This is a genomic window from Amycolatopsis sp. DG1A-15b (assembly GCF_030285645.1).
In the GTDB taxonomy this organism is placed as follows: Bacteria; Actinomycetota; Actinomycetes; order Mycobacteriales; family Pseudonocardiaceae; genus Amycolatopsis.
The window spans coordinates 8,103,452-8,122,052 of record NZ_CP127296.1; the positions used below are offsets into that span (position 1 = coordinate 8,103,452).

General features: G+C 71.2%; 16 protein-coding genes. 11 read left to right on the plus strand and 5 right to left on the minus strand.

What is annotated here, in order from left to right:
* Nucleotides 1-101 precede the first annotated feature (101 nt).
* The 9 genes from QRY02_RS37450 to QRY02_RS37490 all read left to right on the plus strand — a co-directional run bounded on the left by QRY02_RS37450 (nucleotide 102) and on the right by QRY02_RS37490 (nucleotide 11,564).
* On the plus strand, nucleotides 102-644 hold the full coding sequence (locus QRY02_RS37450) for an NUDIX hydrolase (RefSeq protein WP_285987489.1): 543 nt from the start codon (nucleotides 102-104) through the stop codon (nucleotides 642-644).
* On the plus strand, nucleotides 641-2,797 hold the full coding sequence (locus QRY02_RS37455) for a DUF6049 family protein (protein ID WP_285987490.1): 2,157 nt from the start codon (nucleotides 641-643) through the stop codon (nucleotides 2,795-2,797). Before QRY02_RS37450 ends, QRY02_RS37455 begins: the two co-directional genes overlap by 4 nt.
* A gap of 871 nt (nucleotides 2,798-3,668) precedes the next feature.
* Nucleotides 3,669-5,555 carry a murein biosynthesis integral membrane protein MurJ gene (gene murJ, locus QRY02_RS37460; RefSeq protein ID WP_285994031.1) on the plus strand — a complete coding sequence of 629 codons (1,887 nt, stop codon included), beginning with the start codon at nucleotides 3,669-3,671 and terminating at the stop codon, nucleotides 5,553-5,555.
* Between the two features lie 79 nt (nucleotides 5,556-5,634).
* On the plus strand, nucleotides 5,635-7,227 hold the full coding sequence (locus tag QRY02_RS37465; RefSeq protein WP_285987491.1) for a protein kinase family protein: 1,593 nt from the start codon (nucleotides 5,635-5,637) through the stop codon (nucleotides 7,225-7,227).
* 31 nt (nucleotides 7,228-7,258) lie between these two features.
* A complete protein-coding gene (gene sigM, locus QRY02_RS37470) occupies nucleotides 7,259-7,882 on the plus strand; it encodes an RNA polymerase sigma factor SigM (RefSeq protein WP_285987492.1) in 624 nt (207 codons plus the stop codon).
* On the plus strand, nucleotides 7,879-8,703 hold the full coding sequence (locus QRY02_RS37475) for an RsmA family anti-sigma factor (RefSeq protein WP_285987493.1): 825 nt from the start codon (nucleotides 7,879-7,881) through the stop codon (nucleotides 8,701-8,703). Before sigM ends, QRY02_RS37475 begins: the two co-directional genes overlap by 4 nt.
* A gap of 79 nt (nucleotides 8,704-8,782) precedes the next feature.
* Nucleotides 8,783-9,775 carry a thioredoxin-disulfide reductase gene (gene trxB / locus QRY02_RS37480; RefSeq protein ID WP_285987494.1) on the plus strand — a complete coding sequence of 331 codons (993 nt, stop codon included), beginning with the start codon at nucleotides 8,783-8,785 and terminating at the stop codon, nucleotides 9,773-9,775.
* Between the two features lie 35 nt (nucleotides 9,776-9,810).
* Nucleotides 9,811-10,134 carry a thioredoxin gene (trxA, locus tag QRY02_RS37485; RefSeq protein ID WP_003082899.1) on the plus strand — a complete coding sequence of 108 codons (324 nt, stop codon included), beginning with the start codon at nucleotides 9,811-9,813 and terminating at the stop codon, nucleotides 10,132-10,134.
* Nucleotides 10,135-10,415: 281 nt separating this feature from the next.
* Entirely contained in the window at nucleotides 10,416-11,564 is a 1,149-nt protein-coding gene (locus tag QRY02_RS37490; protein WP_285987495.1) for an N-acetylmuramoyl-L-alanine amidase, read from the plus strand.
* A 210-nt stretch (nucleotides 11,565-11,774) separates the two neighbouring features.
* On the opposite strand, the gene QRY02_RS37495 is transcribed toward QRY02_RS37490, so the two are convergent.
* Entirely contained in the window at nucleotides 11,775-12,419 is a 645-nt protein-coding gene (locus QRY02_RS37495; protein WP_285987496.1) for a GNAT family N-acetyltransferase, read from the minus strand.
* Between the two features lie 212 nt (nucleotides 12,420-12,631).
* Here QRY02_RS37495 and QRY02_RS37500 point away from each other — a divergent pair, with 212 nt between their 5' ends.
* On the plus strand, nucleotides 12,632-13,951 hold the full coding sequence (locus tag QRY02_RS37500) for an aminotransferase-like domain-containing protein (RefSeq protein WP_285987497.1): 1,320 nt from the start codon (nucleotides 12,632-12,634) through the stop codon (nucleotides 13,949-13,951).
* Nucleotides 13,952-13,977: 26 nt separating this feature from the next.
* A complete protein-coding gene (locus QRY02_RS37505; protein WP_285987498.1) occupies nucleotides 13,978-14,922 on the plus strand; it encodes a D-alanine--D-alanine ligase family protein in 945 nt (314 codons plus the stop codon).
* Nucleotides 14,923-15,055: 133 nt separating this feature from the next.
* On the opposite strand, the gene QRY02_RS37510 is transcribed toward QRY02_RS37505, so the two are convergent.
* From QRY02_RS37510 to QRY02_RS37525, 4 genes are all read right to left on the minus strand, one after another.
* Complete coding sequence (locus tag QRY02_RS37510; RefSeq protein WP_285987499.1) at nucleotides 15,056-16,054, minus strand: ParB/RepB/Spo0J family partition protein; 999 nt, start codon at nucleotides 16,052-16,054, stop codon at nucleotides 15,056-15,058.
* The gene (locus QRY02_RS37515; protein WP_387043847.1) at nucleotides 16,051-16,974 is read right to left on the minus strand and encodes a ParA family protein; all 924 of its coding nucleotides are present in this window, start codon (nucleotides 16,972-16,974) and stop codon (nucleotides 16,051-16,053) included. Before QRY02_RS37515 ends, QRY02_RS37510 begins: the two co-directional genes overlap by 4 nt.
* A gap of 77 nt (nucleotides 16,975-17,051) precedes the next feature.
* The gene (gene rsmG / locus QRY02_RS37520; protein WP_285987501.1) at nucleotides 17,052-17,735 is read right to left on the minus strand and encodes a 16S rRNA (guanine(527)-N(7))-methyltransferase RsmG; all 684 of its coding nucleotides are present in this window, start codon (nucleotides 17,733-17,735) and stop codon (nucleotides 17,052-17,054) included.
* A 311-nt stretch (nucleotides 17,736-18,046) separates the two neighbouring features.
* On the minus strand, nucleotides 18,047-18,601 hold the full coding sequence (locus QRY02_RS37525) for a Jag family protein (RefSeq protein ID WP_285987502.1): 555 nt from the start codon (nucleotides 18,599-18,601) through the stop codon (nucleotides 18,047-18,049).

Here is an 18,601-nt window from a genome sequence, read left to right on the forward strand (position 1 = left end):
GAAAATCCCACTACGTTCCAGGTGCGATTGCTCCAGGCACCGCCGGACACGGACACGGAGAGCCAGCCTACCGGGGCAACCGTTTGCTCTAGCATCGCAGCATGTCTGGATCAGCCGGCCGCCCCGGCGCCTCGAAGCCGCGCAGGCGGCGGAGGCGTCAACGCGGCAGGCGCCTGACCACGGTCGACGAAACGTCGGCCGGTGGTCTCGTGGTGGACGCGGAGCGCGAACAGGCGGTGCTGATCGGCCGGCTCGACCGGCACGGCAGACTGCTGTGGTCGCTGCCCAAGGGCCACATCGAGGACGGTGAGACGGTGGAACAGACGGCTGTGCGCGAGGTGAAGGAGGAAACCGGCATCTCCGCACGCGTCATGCGGCCACTGGGCACCATCGACTACTGGTTCGTGGCCGAGAAGCGGCGCATCCACAAGACCGTGCACCACTTCCTGCTCGAAGCGCTCGGCGGTGAGCTCTCCGACGAAGACGTCGAGGTCACCGAGGTGGCCTGGGTCCCGCTGGCCGAGCTGGAGACCAAACTCGCCTACTCCGACGAGCGCAAGCTCGTCCGGAAGGCCAAGGAACTTTTCGCGCGCCCGGACGTCCTCGGACGAGACGAGCACGCCCCTGAGGGAGCCCCCGAGTGAAGCGGTTCGCCGCAACCTTCCTTTCCGTCCTCTTCCTGGCCGTCCCCGCCCTCGCCGGCGTCTCGGTGGCCCAGGCGGCCGACGGCGCGCGCCTGCGCGTCGACCTGGCCGGGCTCAGCCCGCGGGTGATCACGACTTCGACGACGACGCTGACGGTCACCGGCACGGTGACCAACACCGGCGACCGCCGGGTCGTCAAGCCGCAGGTGCGGCTGCAGGTCGGGGACCGGGCGACGACCGAACGCGGGGTCGGCGACGTGCTGTCCGGCGCGGTCGTCAGGGACACCCCGCTGACCGAGTTCACGTCGGTCGCCGACGTGCTGGAGCCGGGTCAGAGCGCCCCGCTGGACATCACCGTCCCGCTGACCGGGACACGGGCGGGCCGGTTCGCCCTCCCCGGCGTCTACCCGCTGCTGGTCAACGTCAACGGCACCCCGGAGTTCGGCGGGCCCGCGCGGCTCGGCGCGGTCAGCATGCTGATGCCGGTGCTGGCCGGGCCGGGCCGGCAGGCGGGCGGCCGGACCGGGACGCCGCCGAGCATGACCCTGCTCTGGCCGCTGACCGGCAACGTCCCGCACGTCTACGCGGCGCCGTACGGCAACCCGGTGGTGCTGGCCGACGACCGGCTGGCCGCCGAGCTCAGCGGGGACGGCCGGCTGAACGCACTGGTCACCTCGGCGGCGTCGGCCGTGCGGGACAACTCCAGCCTCGCCAAGTCGATGTGCTTCGCGCTCGACCCGGACCTGCTCGCCACCGTCGACGCGATGACCCGCGGCTACCTCGTCCACACCGACGCGGGCAACGTCGACGGCAAGGGCGCCGAGGCGGCGAAGACGTGGCTGTCCGAGCTCCGCACCCTGGTCGGGGGCCGCTGCGTGGTGGCGCTGCCGTTCGCCGACGCCGACCTCGACGCGCTCACCCGGATCCGGCCCGGCGACACCGGCCTGGTCACCCGGGCGGCCACCGGCGCGGCGACCATCCAGGAGCTGACCGACGTCACCCCGCAGACCGGCGTGCTCTGGCCGGACGGCACGCCCAGCGCGTCGGTGCTCACCGCGCTCACCGAGGCCGGCGTGCGGACCCTGCTCACCGACGCGGGCAAGCTCGCGCCCGCCGCGGCCGGCGGCGGCGTCACCGTGCAGGGCAGCACCGTTCGCGTGCAGCCGACCGACTCGCTGATCTCCGCCGCGATGACGGGCGTTCCGACCGTGCCCGGTTCGGTCACGGTCCCCGCGACGACCGAGCGGGCGATCGCCGCCCAGAACGGCCTCGGTGCCCTCGCCTACCGCGCCGGGCTGGGCCTGGCCGCGGGGCAGCAGCGGCCGGACCACGTGCTGGTCGCGCCGCCGCGGCGCTGGGACGCCTCGCCCGAGGAGTTCGCCACCTACCTGCAGCAGGTCGGCGACTTCCTGAACGCCGGCCTGGTCACCGCGACCGGGCTGCCGGCGTTGCTCGCCGCCGCCCCGGCGACCTCCGGCTCGGTCGGCGACGGTGAGCCGGTCCCGGTCACGGGCGTCGACGCCGACGTCGTCTCGACGCTGGCCGGGCTCGACGTCAAGGCCACCGGGCTGGCGTCCGCGATGCAGCTCGACCCGACCAAACGGGTGAAACCGGACGACGTCGTCGAGCCGGTCCGGCTGGCCGAGCTGCGCGGTGCCTCCACGGCGTGGCGGGGACTGCCCGCGGACGCCGCGACCACGAACGCCCAGGCCGAGCTGACGGCGATCAGCGGCCGGGTGACCGTCTCGCAGCCGAAGCAGACCATCGCGCTGGCGTCCGGCAACTCGCCGCTGCCGGTGTACGTCAGCAACGACCTGCCGGTGGGGATCAACGCCCGGTTCGCCCTCGACAACAACACCGGCCTGCGCCCGGAGGAGGCCGGTGACCGGTTCTTCCCCGCCAGCGGCGGCAAGAACTACTTCCTCCCGGTGGAGGCGCTGCGGGCCGGCCGGTTCAGCGTCGATGTGTCGTTGCGCACGCCGACCGGTACCCCGCTCGGGTCATCCGCGCGGTTCGAACTGACGTCCACCGAATACGGCGCGATCACCATCATCGCGACCGTCGCCGCAGGTGTGGCCCTGCTTCTGCTCGCTTCCCGGCGGATCTACCGGCGGGTGAAGGACGCCCGCGCGGGCCGCGACGTCGTGGGCTGATCGCTCGGCCTTTGAGTGTTCCGGGCGGTTCGCGATTACCCTTGGTCCGCACGTGCGCGGCACCGGGCCGCGGCACCGGAGTAGAGCACCGAGGATTGGGCACGCGTTGGAGAGAGAGCCGGGCTTACCACCCGAGCGTGCGGGTCGTCCTCGGCGCGAAGGCCCCCCGCCCCCGCAACGGGGCGACGGGCCCCCGAAGGCAGCACAGCCGGCACAGCCGTCCCAGCCGGTCCGCCGCCAGCCGCCGCCTCCGCCCCCGGAGCGCGGCCGCCGCCAGCCGCCCCGCAACGGCCACACCCGCCAGATGCCGCCCCCGGACGACGCGACGGTCCGCGACCAGCGTCCGGTCCGCGACGACGTCCCGCCTCGCCGCCCGGCCCGCGACCAGCGTCGCGGGCGCGAAGACGCCCCGGCCCGTGGCCGGCGGCCCGCCCGCGACGACGTTCCCCCGCGCGACGGCTGGCCCGTCCACGACGAGGCTCCGGTCCGGGAACGCCCGGCAGGCGACGACGCACCTCCTCGAGACGGCCGTCCGGTCCGCGAGCCACGTCCGGTGGGCGACGACGGCCCCGGACGTGACGGGCGCCCCGTCCGGCGCGTCCCGCCCCCGCAGGGCCCGCCTCAGCCGCCGCGCGGCGGCCAGCCCCCGCGCGGCGCGGGGCCGGCGCCCACCCGCGTCCAGCCGGTGCCGCCGCCGAACCTGCCGAACCCGGCGGGGCCGCCCGGCCCGCCGCCGCAACCGAGCGCGCCACAACCGGGCGGGCCGCAGCAGAGCGCGTCGCTCCAAGGCCGGCTGCCGCAGCCGTCCGCGCCGCCGCTGCCACCGCCCCCGACCCCGCCTCCCGGCACCCCGCCGCCCGGCAATCCGGCGCTGGGCCCCGGCACCCCGCCGCCGGGCACGCCCGTCCCGCCCCGCGGCCGCGGCTCCCGCCGCCCGGCGCCCGTCCGGCCGTGGCAGGAGGAGGCGCAGCAGGTCCCGCGCCCACCCGACCCGGAGGCGACGCGGTTCATCCCGCGCACCGCCGGCGTTCCGCTGAACTCGCGCTGGCCGGTCGCCGACCCCGACGTCATGCGGCCGTACGACGCGCTGGCCACCCAGGTCATGCCGGCGCTCAAGGGGCCGCTGGTCAAGCCCCGGCCGGGCGAGGACGTGCCGGAGGCCCCGGCCAAGGCGCCGTCGCTGGCGAAGGCGTCCGGCCGGATGGCCATCGCCTCGCTGATCAGCCGGATCACCGGCTTCCTGTGGAAGCTGCTGCTGGTCGGCGCGATCGGCCAGGGCATCGCGAACGACTCGTTCAACGTCGCCAACACGATGCCGAACATCATCTTCGAACTGCTGATGGGTGGCGTGCTCGCCAGCGTCGTGGTGCCGCTGCTGGTGCGTTCGCAGGACGACCCCGACGGCGGCACGGCCTACACCCAGCGCCTGATCACGGTGGCGTTCTCGCTGCTGCTGGTCGGCACGGTGGTGGCGGTGATCGCGGCGCCGGCGTTCACGAGTCTCTATGTCGACTCCTCCGGCAGGGCGAGTGCGGACCTCACCACGGCGTTCGCCTACCTGCTGCTGCCGGAAATCTTCTTCTACGGCATGTTCGCGCTGCTCTCGGCCGTGCTCAACGCCAAGCAGATCTTCGGCCCGACGGCGTGGGCGCCGGTGATCAACAACCTGGTGGTCATCTTCACGATCCTGGTCGTCTGGATCATGCCGGGCGACATCGACACCGGCCACGTCTCGATCACCGACCCCAAGGTGCTGACGCTGGGCATCGGCGTCACCGGCGGCATCGTCGCCCAGGCACTGCTGCTGATCCCGCCGCTGCTGCGGTCCGGCTTCCGGTTCAAGTGGCGCTGGGGCATCGACAAGCAGATGAAGGAGTTCGGCGGCCTCGCGCTGTGGATCCTCGGCTACGTCGCGGTGAGCCAGGTCGGCTACACGATCAACACGCGCGTGCTGACCAGCGGTTCGCCCGGTGGTGTGACGGCCTACAGCAACGCCTGGCTGCTCTTCCAGCTGCCGTACGGCGTCATCGGCGTCTCCCTGCTGACCGCGATCATGCCGCGGATGAGCCGCGCGGCGGCCGACGGCGACCACAAGAAGCTGATCGGCGACCTGTCGTACGCGTCCCGGATCTCGACGGTGATGCTCGTGCCGATCTCCGCGGTGATGACCGTGGTCGGCGGCTCGATCGGCATCGCGCTGTTCACCTTCGGCAAGGGCACGCTCGACACGGCCGAGCGGCTCGGCGACGCGCTGGCGATCTCGGCGTTCGCCCTGCTGCCGTACGCGCTGGTGATGCTGCAGATGCGCGTGTTCTACGCGATGAAGGACGCCCGCACGCCGACGCTGATCATGATCGTGATGACGCTGGTCAAGGTGCCGCTGCTGTACCTGTGCCCGGTGCTGCTGGCGCCGGACAACGTCGTGCTCGGCGTGATGATGGTCAACGCGCTGACGTTCGTGGTCGGCGCGATCCTCGGCCAGGTTTGGCTCTGGGTGACGCTGGGCAACTTGCGCAGCAAGCGGGTGATCGGCGTGATTCTGTTCACGGTCGTGGCGAGCGTCCTCGGTGTCGCCGCCGCATGGTTGGCGGGGAAGCTCGTGCCGGACGCGTTCGGGCCTCGCCTGGGGGCCTGGGCGAAACTGTTGCTGCAGAGCATCGTGGGCATCGTCGTCTCGTTCGGCGTGCTGATGGCCCTGAAGGTCGAGGAGCTCCAGCCGGCCACTTCGAGGTTCACCCGGTTGATCAAGCGCCGGTAACGATTGCGGTACGGAAGGCGACGACTCCCGCGTCGTATTCTGGGTAACCTTGGAGCGGGGAGCTAGCGGGAGAGTGCGGGTGGACACGAGGCGGAGCGAACAGGCGGGGGGTGCGAACCACGTGGGCAAGGCCCAGGTCGGATCGCTGGCCCCCGGGCGTGTGGTCGGCGACGGCCGCTACCGCCTCCTCGCGCAGTTCGGCGTGGACGAGCGGGGCGACGCGCACCTTTGGCGCGCCCGGGACGGGCAGCTGAAGCGGGACGTGGCGCTGACCCTGCTGGTCGGCGACCCGGCGGATCCCGAAGCCGCCCGGCTGGCCCGGCGGACGCTGGAACGTGCGACGCACGCGTCGAAGTTCGGCCACGGCGGTGTCGCCCGCGTGCTGGACGTGCTCGCCCTCGGCAGCGGCATCACCTCGAGCGAAGGCCTGCTCGGTGTCGTCGTCGCGGAGTGGACCAAGGGCAGCGACCTGGTCGACCTCGTCGCGCAGCGGCCGGTGGCGCCCGCCGCGGCCGCGCGGATGGTGCAGGCGCTGGCCGAAGCCGTCGAGCAGGCGCACCAGAACGGGCTCGTCCTCGGTCTCGACCACCCCCAGCGCCTGCGGCTGACGCCGAGCGGCGCGCTGAAGCTCGCGTTCCCCGGCCCGCTGCCGGAGGCGACGCTGCGCGACGACGTCAAGGCGCTCGGCGCGGTCCTGTACCTGCTGCTGACCGGCCGCTGGGCGCTGCCCGGCGGCCCGCCCGCGATCCCGGCGGCCCCGATGACGCCGCAGAATCGGATCGTCCCGCCGCGCCAGCTGGTGCCGACGGTCCCGGCCGACCTGTCGTCGCTGGCCGTCCGCACGATCGAGGACGGCGGCAACGGCGGCATCCGCACCAGCGCGGCCATCCTGCGCGTCCTCGACCAGGTCGCCGAGGAAGAGGAGCGCACCCAGCTGATCAAGGCCGTCGGCGGGGACGCCGTCGAGCCGGACGGCACGATCTGGACCACGAAGAAGCCGGTCAAGGACGTCGCCCGGCGGCGCAAGCTCGCCCTCGGCGTGACGGTGCTGGTGGTCGCGACCGTCATCATCCTCGCCTGGGGCGGCCTGATGCTGATCAACGTCTTCCAGGGCGATTCGAAGGCGAGCGGGCCGTCGATCAACGTCGCCGCCCCGCCGGCGTCGAGCCAGCAGAACGGGACGCAGCCCCCGCCGCCGTCGACCCCGGCCCCGCCGCCGTCGCCGTCCGTGGGCGCCGCGGTGCCCCCGCAGTCGGTGGCGGTCTACAACCCCGAGGGCAAGGGCGACAACACCGGCCGGGCGAAGTACGCGACCGACGGCAAGCCCGAGACGGAGTGGCGGACCGAGAAGTACAAGCAGCAGTTCCCGACCATCAAGCCGGGTGTCGGGCTGCTCGTCGCGTTCGAAAACCCGATCAACCTCAGCCAGGTGAAGGTCATCGGGGGCACCCCGGGCACCAAGGTCGAGATCCGGTCGGCCACCGGGAAGAACCCCGACCTGGCCGACACGAAGGTGGTCGGCAACGGCGACCTGAAGGACGGCGAGACGACGATCGCGCTGGCCCAGCCGACGCAGGGCCAGTACTTCATCGTCTGGATCACCCAGCTGGGCGACGCGGACGGGCAGTTCATGACCGAAATAGGCGACCTGTCCTTCCTGCCTGCGGGGTGACGCACCCGACAGGGTCAGTAGGCTCTTGCGGGTGACAGCTGCAGCTCCCACGGATGCGGATCTGATAGCGGCTCACGCCGCCGGGGACCCTCATGCGTTCAGCGAACTCGTCCAGCGACATCGCGACCGCATGTGGGCGGTCGCGCTGCGCACGGTCCGCGACCCGGAAGAGGCCGCCGACGCGTTGCAGGACGCGTTCATCTCGGCGTTCCGCGCGGCCGGGAACTTCCGGGCGGAGTCGCAGGTCACGACGTGGCTGCACCGGATCGTGGTCAACGCCTGCCTCGACCGGATCCGCCGCCGCCAGGCACGCCCGACCGTGCCGCTGCCGGAGACCGGGTTCAATGAGCCCGCCACGACCCGCGACTCGATGGCCGAGCGGGAGACCAGCCTGCTCGTGCGCGAGGCGCTCGACCAGCTGCCCGAAGACCAGCGTGCCCCGATCGTGCTGGTCGACGTCGAGGGGTACTCCGTCGCCGAGACGGCCAAGATGCTCGGCATCGCCGAGGGCACGGTGAAGAGCCGCTGCGCGCGGGGCCGCGGGAAACTCGCGAAGGTTCTCGGGCACCTGCGGAACCCCGATGCGATTGCGAACGTCCCAACTCACGAAAGCAAACGGGCCGGGCGTCAGCCGGGTAGCGGGGAGGGACGATGACGGACGAAAGCCGGGGGATCGGGGGGACCGTCGGTCCGCCCTGGTCTGTCGACGTGCTCGCCGACCTCCACGCCGGTGTCCTGGAGGATCCGCAGGCGGCCGAGCTGTGGGCGCTGGTCAACGCCGACCCGGAGGCCCGGGCGATCCTGGACGCCCTCGACGCCACGCAGGCCGACCTCGCCTCACTGGCGGACGCGCCGGCCCCGCGGATGCCCGCGGAGTTCGCCGCGCGGCTGGACGCGGCACTGGCCGCCGAAGCAGCCGCCGCCTTTCCCGAGCGAGCACAGTCTGGACGAGCCCAGCACCAGCCTCAGGGCGCCGCGCAGGCACCGCAGCAGGCCGGGCCCGGGGACGCCCCGGTGGTGGACCTCGCGGCGGCCCGGCGGCGCCGGAACAAGCGGCTCGGCTGGGCCGCCGGCGTCCTGACCGCGGCCGCGGCCGCGATCGTCGCGATGACCATCGCGATCCCGGGCACCTCGCAGCAGACCGGCACTCCGAACGTCGCGGCTCCCGCTCCGACGGGCCCGTCGGTCGGCAACGACGGCGCCGGCGCGCAGGCCCTGGTCGGCAAGGCGATCGGCGTCCGCGACTTCGGCCCGCTGCAGAACGAGGACCGCCTCGACGCCTGCATCGCGGCCGCCGGACTGGACCCGAAGGTGCGCCCGGAGGGCATCCGCCCGGTGAACGTCGGCGGCAAGGCCGGCGTGATGATCATCCTGACCACCGGCAAGCTGGCCCAGTTCCGGCTCGTGGCCTTCGGCGCGGACTGCGGACCGGGAAATCCGGCCGTCCTGTTCGACAAGGTCGTCGGGGAGAAGTAGCGGCTGTCACGACTGGGAACATGGCCACATACGATCGTGTTGAGCCTGGTACACGGGTCACTACGAGCGGAGGTCACGGGTGGCTGCCGAGGAAATCAGGAACCTGATCATCGTCGGGTCGGGTCCTGCCGGATACACCGCTGCCGTTTACGCGGCGCGGGCCCAGCTTGAACCGCTGGTGTTCGAGGGCACGCAGTTCGGCGGCGCGCTGATGACGACGACCGAGGTCGAGAACTTCCCCGGGTTCCGCGACGGCATCATGGGTCCGGACCTGATGGAGGAGATGCGCAAGCAGGCCGAGCGCTTCGGCGCCGAGCTGCGCGCGGAGGACGTCGAGTCGCTGGAGCTGACCGGGGACGTCAAGTACGTCCACGCGAACGGCAAGCGGTACGCCGCTCGCGCGGTCATCCTCGCCATGGGTGCCGCGGCGCGGTACCTGAACGTGCCGGGCGAGCAAGAGCTGCTCGGCCGCGGTGTGTCGGCCTGTGCGACCTGTGACGGCTTCTTCTTCCGCGACCACGACATCGTGGTCGCCGGCGGCGGCGACTCGGCGATGGAGGAGGCGACCTTCCTGACGAAGTTCGCGAAGTCCGTCACGATCGTCCACCGCCGCGACGAGTTCCGCGCGTCCAAGATCATGCTCGAGCGCGCCCGCGCGAACGAGAAGATCAAGTGGCAGCTGAACACGCAGATCACCGGGGTGCTCGGCGACGGCAAGGTCGAGGGCCTGCAGCTGAAGGACACCCAGGACGGCAGCGAGTCGACGCTGGACGTGTCGGGCTTCTTCGTCGCGATCGGCCACGACCCGCGCAGCCAGCTCGTGAAGGGGCAGGTCGAGCTGGACGAGGACGGCTACGTCATCACCCAGGGCCGCAGCTCGTACACGAACCTGGACGGCGTCTTCGCGGCCGGTGACCTGGTCGACCGCACCTACCGGCAGGCGATCACCGCCTCGGGCTCCGGGTGCAGTGCGGCGATCGACGCGGAACGATGGCTCGCGGAGCACGGCGAATCGGACGCGCACGAGGCGGCCGAGCTCGTCGGCGGCGGCTACGGCCCGGGCACCAACTGACTTTCCGGCGTTCAACCATCCCTGAAGGAGAAACCATGGCCAACACCGTCAAGGTGACCGACGCGACGTTCGTCGACGAGGTCCTGACCAGCGAGAAGCCGGTCCTCGTCGATTTCTGGGCCACCTGGTGCGGCCCGTGCAAGATGGTCGCCCCGGTGCTCGAGGAGATCGCGGCCGAGAACGGCGAGAAGCTGACCATCGCCAAGATCGACATCGACGAGAACCCGAACACGCCGCGTGACTACCAGGTGATGTCCATCCCGACGCTGATCCTGTTCCAGGGCGGCAAGCCGGTGAAGCAGATCGTGGGCGCGAAGCCGAAGGCCGCGCTGCTGTCGGACCTCGCCGACGTGCTCTGAACCGAACCAGCCCGGCGAACCCGGGGCCTGCGGGAATCCTCCTGCGGGCCCCGGGTTCGTTCGTCATTCGGGCTAATTTCAACGATGTTGCTTAATCGAGCGTGACAGCGGCCACTGTGGGTACTCCACGAACGGGTCCTTGACGTACCTACCGGGCCTGCGCTGTCACCCAGAGTTGGCAAGGCACAATAGAGGACCTGGGCTCGTCCCAGCGAAGGTTTTTGAAATCCTGCCACGCACCGAGCCCCCGAATTCGGTGCCTGAGGAAGAGCGAGGAGTGCATGCGGGTACTCCGCCGCGGTGACGCCGGTCCGGACGTCGCCGAGATCAGGTCCATCCTGGCCGGGATGGACCTGCTCCCGCCGGTCACCGGTACCGACGACTACGACACGTTCGACGTCGCCGTGGAGCACGCCGTCCGTGCCTTCCAGCAGCGTCGTGGGCTGATGACCGACGGCATCGTGGGTCCGGCTACGTTCCAGGCGCTCAAGGGCGCCAGCTACCACCTGGGCAGCCGCCCGCTGTCGTACATGATCGCCTCGCCCGTGCACGGCGACGACGTCTTCACCCTGCAGGAGCGGCTCACCGAGCTCGGCTTCGACGCCGGCCGCCCCGACGGCTACTTCGGACCGGCGACCGAGCGCGCGCTCAAGACGTTCCAGCGCGACATGCGCCTGACTCCGGACGGCATGTGCGGTCCGGCGACCATCCGCGAGCTGCACCGCCTGTCCTCGCCGCGGGCCCGGGGCGGTCGCCCCGTGTTCCTGCGCGAGCAGGAGCAGGTGCGCCAGGCCGGGCCGCGGCTGCGTGGCAAGCGCATCGTGATCGACCCGGGCCACGGCGGCGACGACCTCGGCGTGGTCGCCGGCGGCCTGCGCGAGGCCGACATCGCGTGGGACCTCGCCCGTCGGCTCGAAGGCCGGATGAAGGCCGCCGGCATGGAGGCGCTGATCTCCCGCGGCCCGAACCAGAGCCCCACCGAGCTCGAGCGCGCCAGGTTCGCGAACGACGCGGGCGCCGACCTGTTCCTCTCGCTGCACAGCGACAAGAACGCCTCGCCGCGTGCGCAGGGCGTCGCGAGCTTCCACTTCGGCACCGGCAACGGCACGACGTCCACGGTGGGCGAGCTGCTGGCCGGCTTCATCCAGCGCGAGGTCGCGGCCCGCACGGGCATGCTCGACTGCCGCACGCACTACAAGTCGTGGGACATCTTCACCCGCACCCGCTGCCCGGCGGTCCGGGTCGAGATCGGCTACCTGACGAACCCGGACGACGCCCGCAACCTCGGCGACCCGGCGTTCCGCGACATCGTCGCGGAGGGCATCCTGATCGCCGTCAAGCGGCTGTACCTGCTCGGCGAGGGCGACCAGCCGACGGGCACCTTCACCTTCGCCGACGTCCTGGCGCACGAGCTCGCCAAGGCCGAATAGGGCCGACCACAACCCCTAGCGGCTCTCCTTCACCTGCCCCACCACCCCTGGGGACGCCACGCGCGCGTCCCCAGGTTTCGGGGCAGTTCTCCACAGCTTTTCCACCGCTCCTATCAGCGCTCTGTGGATAACTCGGCACTTCTTCCACAGTTGTGCACACTGGGTTCCGGGCGTGCCGAAACACAGGCGCAAACGTTTGCGGATGGGGAATCAGGCGCGGCCGAGGCTCGGCTCGGCGGTGGTGATCGTCACCTGGCCGAGCAGCCGCTCCAGGGCCGCCTCGACGTCTTCCTTCCAGGTGATCGCCGACCGCAGCTCGAGGCGCAGGCGGGGCCACTTCTGGTGCGGGCGGACCGTCTTGAAGCCCACGCTCTGCAGGAAGGCCGCCGGCAGCACACAGCTGTGGCCGCCGTCGGGGTCCGACTCCTCGGGCTTCGCGTCGCCGAACGCCTCGATGGCGCGGACGCCGCGCTTGGTCAGGTCCTTGGCGACCGCCTGGACGAGCATCCGGCCCAGCCCGCCGCCGCGGAACTCCGGCAGCACCTGGAACGCGGTCAGCAGGACGGCGTCGGCACTCGGCGGCGACGTCGGGAAGGCCAGCGCGCGCGGGACGGCGTTCGGCGGGGCGTACAGCACGAACCCGACCGGCAGCGTGTCGCTGTAGACGATGCGGCCGCAGGAGCCCCACTCGAGCAGCACGCTCGAGACCCAGGCTTCCTTCTCGACCTCGGTCGCGCCGAACTCCTCGGCCTGGTGCTTGAGGTGGGGGGCGAGCTCCCAGTACACGCACCGGCGACAGCTCTTCGGCAGGTGCTCCAGGTTGTCCAGTGTGACGCCCACGACGCGACGCGACACCCGCGACCTCCCTGACCTGCGCTCCCGACCGGCTGCCCGCTCGTCCAGCCGCGCAGGATCCACGGCACGAACACGAGAGCCACGGTCGAGGATAGGCCGATGTGACGAGCACCGGAAGGCCAGGGGGTCCTGATGGGTGCCCGGTTACACTCGATGGGATCTACCAGCTCCCGCGGGAGTGACCGTGTCCGCCTAGCCCCGGGTGAACGTCGATGACCGAGAACCGCCCCAGCAAGCCGCACAGCGGCCGCCAGAACCTCGACCCGCACCTGGAGCGGTACGCCGCGCGCACCGCCGGGATGACCGCCTCCGAGATCCGGGCCCTGTTCGCGGTGGCCAGCCGGCCCGAGGTGGTTTCGCTGGCCGGCGGCATGCCGAACCTGGCGGCGCTCCCGCTCGACACGCTGTCGGCGCAGGTGGCCGAGATCATCGCCGAAGACGGCTTGGTGGCGCTGCAGTACGGCTCGGCGCACGGCGTCCCGGCGCTGCGCGAGCAGATCTGCGAGATCATGGCCCTGGAGGGCATCAAGGCGCACCCGGACGACGTCGTGGTGACCGTCGGCTCGCAGATGGGCCTGGACATGGTCACGCGGCTGTTCTGCGACCCCGGTGACGTCGTGATCGCCGAAGGGCCCTCGTACGTCGGTGCACTGGGCTCGTTCGCCGCCTACCAGGCGCAGGTCGTGCACGTGGCGATGGACGACCACGGCCTGGTGCCGGAGCTGCTGCGCGAGGCGCTCGACCGGACGGAGAAGGCCGGCCGCCGGGTCAAGTTCCTCTACACGATCCCGAACTTCCACAACCCCGCCGGCGTCACGCTGGCCGTCGAGCGCCGTGCGGAGATCCTGGAGATCTGCCGCACGCACGGCGTCCTGGTCGTCGAAGACAACCCGTACGGGTTGCTCGGTTTCGACGGGCAGACGTACCCGGCGCTGCGGTCGACCGATCCCGACAACGTCGTGTACCTCGGCTCGTTCTCGAAGACGTTCGCCTCCGGCCTGCGCGTCGGCTGGGTGCTGGCGCCGCACGCCGTGCGCGAGAAGCTCGTGCTCGCCGCGGAGTCGGCGACGCTGTGCCCGCCGACGTTCAACCAGATGATCGTCTCGCGCTACCTGGCCACGCACGACTGGAAGGGCCAGATCAAGAAGTTCCGCGAGAACTACCGCGAGCGGCGTGACGCGATCCTGTCCGCGCTCGACCAGTACCTGCCGCCGGGCTGCTCGTGGACCAAGCCGGACGGCGGCTTCTACGTCTGGGTGACGGTGCCGGAGGGCGTCGACACGAAGGCGATGCTGCCGCGCGCGGTGACCGCGCGGGTCGCGTACGCGTCCGGAACCGGCTTCTACGCCGACGGGTTCGGCAGCCGCCAGATGCGGCTCTCGTACTGCTACCCGACGCCGGAGCGCATCCGCGAGGGCGTGCGGCGGCTGGCGGCCGTGCTGGAGTCCGAAATGGACCTCGCCCGCACCTTCGGTAGCGTGGTTTCGCGCCAGATCCAGGGACCGCAGAACCCGTCCCCGGACACGGTCTAATTCTTTTCAGCTAAGGAGTTTCCACGGTGGTCGACCGTACCGTTGCCGTGCTCGCCGGCGGGCTCTCGCACGAACGCGACGTCTCCCTGAGGTCCGGGCGACGGCTGTCCGCGGCGTTGAAGTCCGAGAGCTTCGGCATCGAGGAGTGGGACACCGACGCGGGATTGCTGGAGCGCCTGCGCACGCAGCGCCCGGACGCGGTGGTCGTCGCGCTGCACGGCGGCGAGGGCGAGAACGGCTCGGTGCAGACGGTGCTGGAGATGCTGGAGGTGCCGTTCGTCGGCACCGGCTCCCAGGGCTGCCGCCGCGCGTGGGACAAGCCGACCGCGAAGGCGCTGATCGAGAACGCCGGGTTCACGACGCCGGACTGGGTGGTGCTGCCGCACAGCACGTTCCGCGAGCTCGGCGCCCAGGCGGTGCTCGACGCGATGGTGGAGCGCCTCGGCCTGCCGCTGATCCTCAAGCCCGACCAGGGTGGTTCGGCGCTCGGCACGCAGGTGGTCCGCGAGGCCGCGGAACTGCCGGCGGCGATGGTCGGCTGCTTCGCCTACGGCGACACCGTGCTCGCCGAGCGGTTCGTGGACGGCGTCGAGGTGGCCGTGACGGTCATCGAGGGCGAGGACGGCCCCGAGGCCCTCCCGGCGGTCGAGATCGTCCCGGAGAGCGGCGTGTACGACTACACGGCCCGCTACACGGCCGGCCTGACCGACTTCTTCACCCCGGCGCGGCTCGACGACGCCGCGGCCAAGGCGGCGGCCGAGCTCGCCGTCGCCGCCCACCGCGTGCTCGGGCTGCGGGACATCTCGCGGACCGACGCGATCGTCGCCGCGGACGGCACGGTGCACTTCCTCGAAGTGAACCCGTCGCCGGGTCTCACCGAGACGTCGACGGTGCCGATGGCGATCGAGGCGGCGGGCAAGTCGCTCGGCGCGGTGTTCGGCGAACTCATCGGCCGCGCGATTTCTCGCTGACCCTTCGCCCACGAAAGGCCACTACCGAAGTTCGGTGGTGGCCTTTTTCGTGTCGCGAGTGATGATCACCAACCGTGCCCGCGATGGCTCCGGTGAGCAATCATCACCGTGACGAAACACCCTGGGGTGATCCCTAATCGGTTTTCGGTGTCTGATTTGCCCCATTCGCATCGATGATCGCGACGATGCGCTCGAGGTCGTCGACCGAGCCGAACTCGAGTGTGATCCGGCCCTTGCGGCGGCCGAGGTCGACCTTCACGCGGGTGTCGAAGCGGTCCGAGAGGCGGTTCGCGAGCTCCTGCAATCCGGGCGCCTGGATCGGCTTGCGCGGCGCGGGCTTCGGCTTCGCCGGCTTCTCGCTCTTCTTGAGCGTGACGGCTTCCTCGGTCGCCCGCACCGACATGCCCTCCGCGACGATGCGCGTGGCGAGCTCTTCCTGGCTTTCGGCGTCGTCCAGCGACAGCAACGCGCGCGCGTGCCCGGCGGAGAGCACGCCCGCGGCGACGCGCCGCTGCACCGGCAGGGGGAGCTTGAGGAGCCGGATCGTGTTGGTGATGACCGGCCGGCTGCGGCCGATCCGGCTCGCCAGCTCCTCGTGGGTGACCGCGAACTCGTCGAGCAGCTGCTGGTACGCGGCCGCCTCTTCGAGCGGGTTCAGCTGGACGCGGTGGATGTTCTCCAGGAGTGCATCGCGCAGCATCGACTCGTCGGCGGTCTGCCGGACGATCGCCGGGATCGCTTCGAGCTCGGCCTGCTGCGAAGCACGCAGCCGCCGCTCGCCCATGACGAGCTCGTACTCGTCGTTCCCGAGCTCGCGGACGACGATGGGCTGCATGAGCCCGAACGCACGGATCGAGTGCTCGAGTTCGGCGAGCGCCTCTTCGTCGAAGACCTGGCGCGGCTGCTTCGGGTTCGGCTTGATCGAGCCGACGGGAATCTCGCGGTAGACCGCGCCGGCGACCTCGCCGGCGTGCTGCTGCGCTTGACCGTTCGCCGCGAACCAGCCCTTTTCCTCGGCCGCCTTCTTCTCCGCCGCCGTGTCGCCGGGTGCGGGCAGGGGACCACCGCCGGTGGGTCCGGTCGGGATCAGGGCGGCGAGGCCCCGCCCCAGCCCTCCTCGACGCTCGGTCATGTCGAACTACCCTTCTCCATCTGTGCGCCGCGCTCGGCGATCTCCTTGGCCGCGTCGACGTAGCTCATCGCCCCACGCGAACCGGGATCGTAGGCGAGCACGGTCTGGCCGTACCCGGGTGCCTCCGACACCTTCACGCTGCGGGGGATGACGGTCTTCAGCACGGTGTCCCCGAAGTGGTTCCGCACCTCGTTCGTCACCTGGTCGGCCAGCTTGGTCCGGCCGTCGTACATGGTGAGGAGGATCGTCGAGACGCGGAGCTCGCGGTTGAGGTGCTGCTGCACGAGTTCGATGTTGCTCAGCAGCTGCCCGAGACCTTCCAGCGCGTAGTACTCGCACTGGATCGGGATGAGCACCTCCTGCGCGGCGACCATCGCGTTGACCGTCAGCAGGCCCAGAGACGGCGGGCAGTCGATGAGGACGTAGTCGACGCCGATCTGGTCGAGGATCTCCGAGGAGATGGCCTCCTTGAGCCGGGACTCGCGGGACGCCATCGAGACGAGCTCGATCTCGGCGCCGGCGAGGTCGATCGTCGCCGGGACGCAGAAGAGGTTGGGGGACTGCTCGGTCGGCTGGGCCGCCTCCGCGAGCGTCACCTCACCGATGAGCACCTCGTAGATGGAAGGTGTCCCGGACCGGTGGTCGACGTCGAGCGCGGTGCTCGCGTTGCCCTGCGGATCGAGGTCGACGACGAGCGTCTTGAGCCCGTGGACCGCGAGCGCGGCGGCGAGGTTGACCGTGCTGGTGGTCTTGCCGACGCCGCCCTTCTGGTTGGCGACGGTCAGCACGCGACGGCGGCCGGGACGGGGAAGTGTCCTCTCGGGATTCAGCAGACGGGCGGCGCGGGCGGCTTCTTCGGCGATCGGGGTCCAGCCCACGTCGGGGGTGGTCTCCGTGGAGTCGGACGGCGGGGGATTCACCGGTCTCGACACCTCCTCCATGTTGACGTCTGGTCGATGGTCGAGTCGCGTCGTTTCACGTGGAACATCGCGGCCCGTTAACGCTTCCTGCTCCGCGCCTTCGGCTTGCTTGCTGCTGGGAGGCGACGGATCTTCACGACCGTGCTGGGGACCTCTAGTACTGCGGCACCGCATTCGACGATCAGCGGGTCAGCCCCGCCGGCCTTGCGGATGGCGGCGCCGTCCCGCGCGATCTCGTCCGCCGCGCTGGCGCCCTTGAGGGCGACCAGGAAGCCATCGGGACGGACCAGCGGCAGGCACCAGTCCGCGAGACGAGCGAGCGGGGCGACCGCGCGAGCGGTGACGATGTCGGCGCCACCGAGCTGCTCACGCACAGGCGGCTCCTCCGCGCGTCCACGGACGATGGTGATCGGGAGTTCCAGCTTCTCGGCCACCTCGGCCAGCCAGTCCACCCGGCGGGCCATCGGTTCGAGCAAGACGATATCGAGGTCCGGTCGCGCGATCGCCAGCGGTACACCCGGAAGCCCGGCTCCCGACCCGACGTCGATGACGCGAGCGCCCGGGGGCATCTGCTCGCCGATCACCGCCGAGTTGAGCACGTGCCGCTCCCACAGTCGCTCGACTTCCCGCGGACCGATCAGCCCGCGCTCGACCCCGTGCCGCTCCAGGAGCTCGACGTACCCGGCCGCTTGGTCGACGCGTTCACCGAACACTCGTCCCGCCGCGGCCCGCACCGTCTCCGCGGCCTCCTCCAAGCTCACTCCGTCTACTCCTCGTCCGCCGGTTTCACGTGAAACCGCGCTCGTTCGATTGTCCCCGATGAGCCGGAGAAAACGAGCCGACAGTCCGCAGATGTGGACAACTCCACTCAGCCGGCTGCGGACGTGGGCGGTTCCACGTGAAACATCACGCGTGTAATTCGCTCGACGGAGCCGCCGCGTGCCGGAGCGGCTCCACCGGCGTCACCGCCACCATCGCGTGGACGCGGGAGCCGCCACCCGGCCACACCCAACACACAAAGAAGCGGCCCCACCCGAACCAGTCGGGTGGGGCCGCTTCCGGAACCGGGGTCTCAGGACTCCGGGAAGATCACCACGCGGCGCTTCGGGTCCTCGCCCTCGCTCTCGCTCATGACGCCCGAGACCGTCGCCACCGCGTCGTGGACGACCTTGCGCTCGAACGGGCTCATCGGCTGCAGCCGCACCCGCTCGCCGCTCTTCAGGACCGACTCCGCAGTCGAGCGGCCGAGCTCGCGCAGCTCCTCGCGGCGGTCCGCGCGCCAGCCCGCGATGTCCAGCATCAGGCGGCTGCGGGAGCCCGTCTCCTGCTGGACCGCCAGGCGGGTCAGCTCCTGCAGCGCCTCGAGCACCGTGCCGCGCGGGCCGACGAGCTTCTCGAGGTCCTCGCCGCCGTCGATGCTCACGATCGCGCGGCCGGCTTCCACGTCAAGGTCGATGTCACCGTCGTAGTCGAGCAGGTCGAGCAGGCGCTCGAGGTAGTCGCCGGCGATGTCGCCCTCCTGCACGAGGATGTCGTCGCCACCTCCAGCCTTCTGTTCGCCCGCTTCTCCGTCGGCCGGGGTCACGTCGTCCTGATCGGCGTCGATCGTGTCGATCGTCTCCGACAT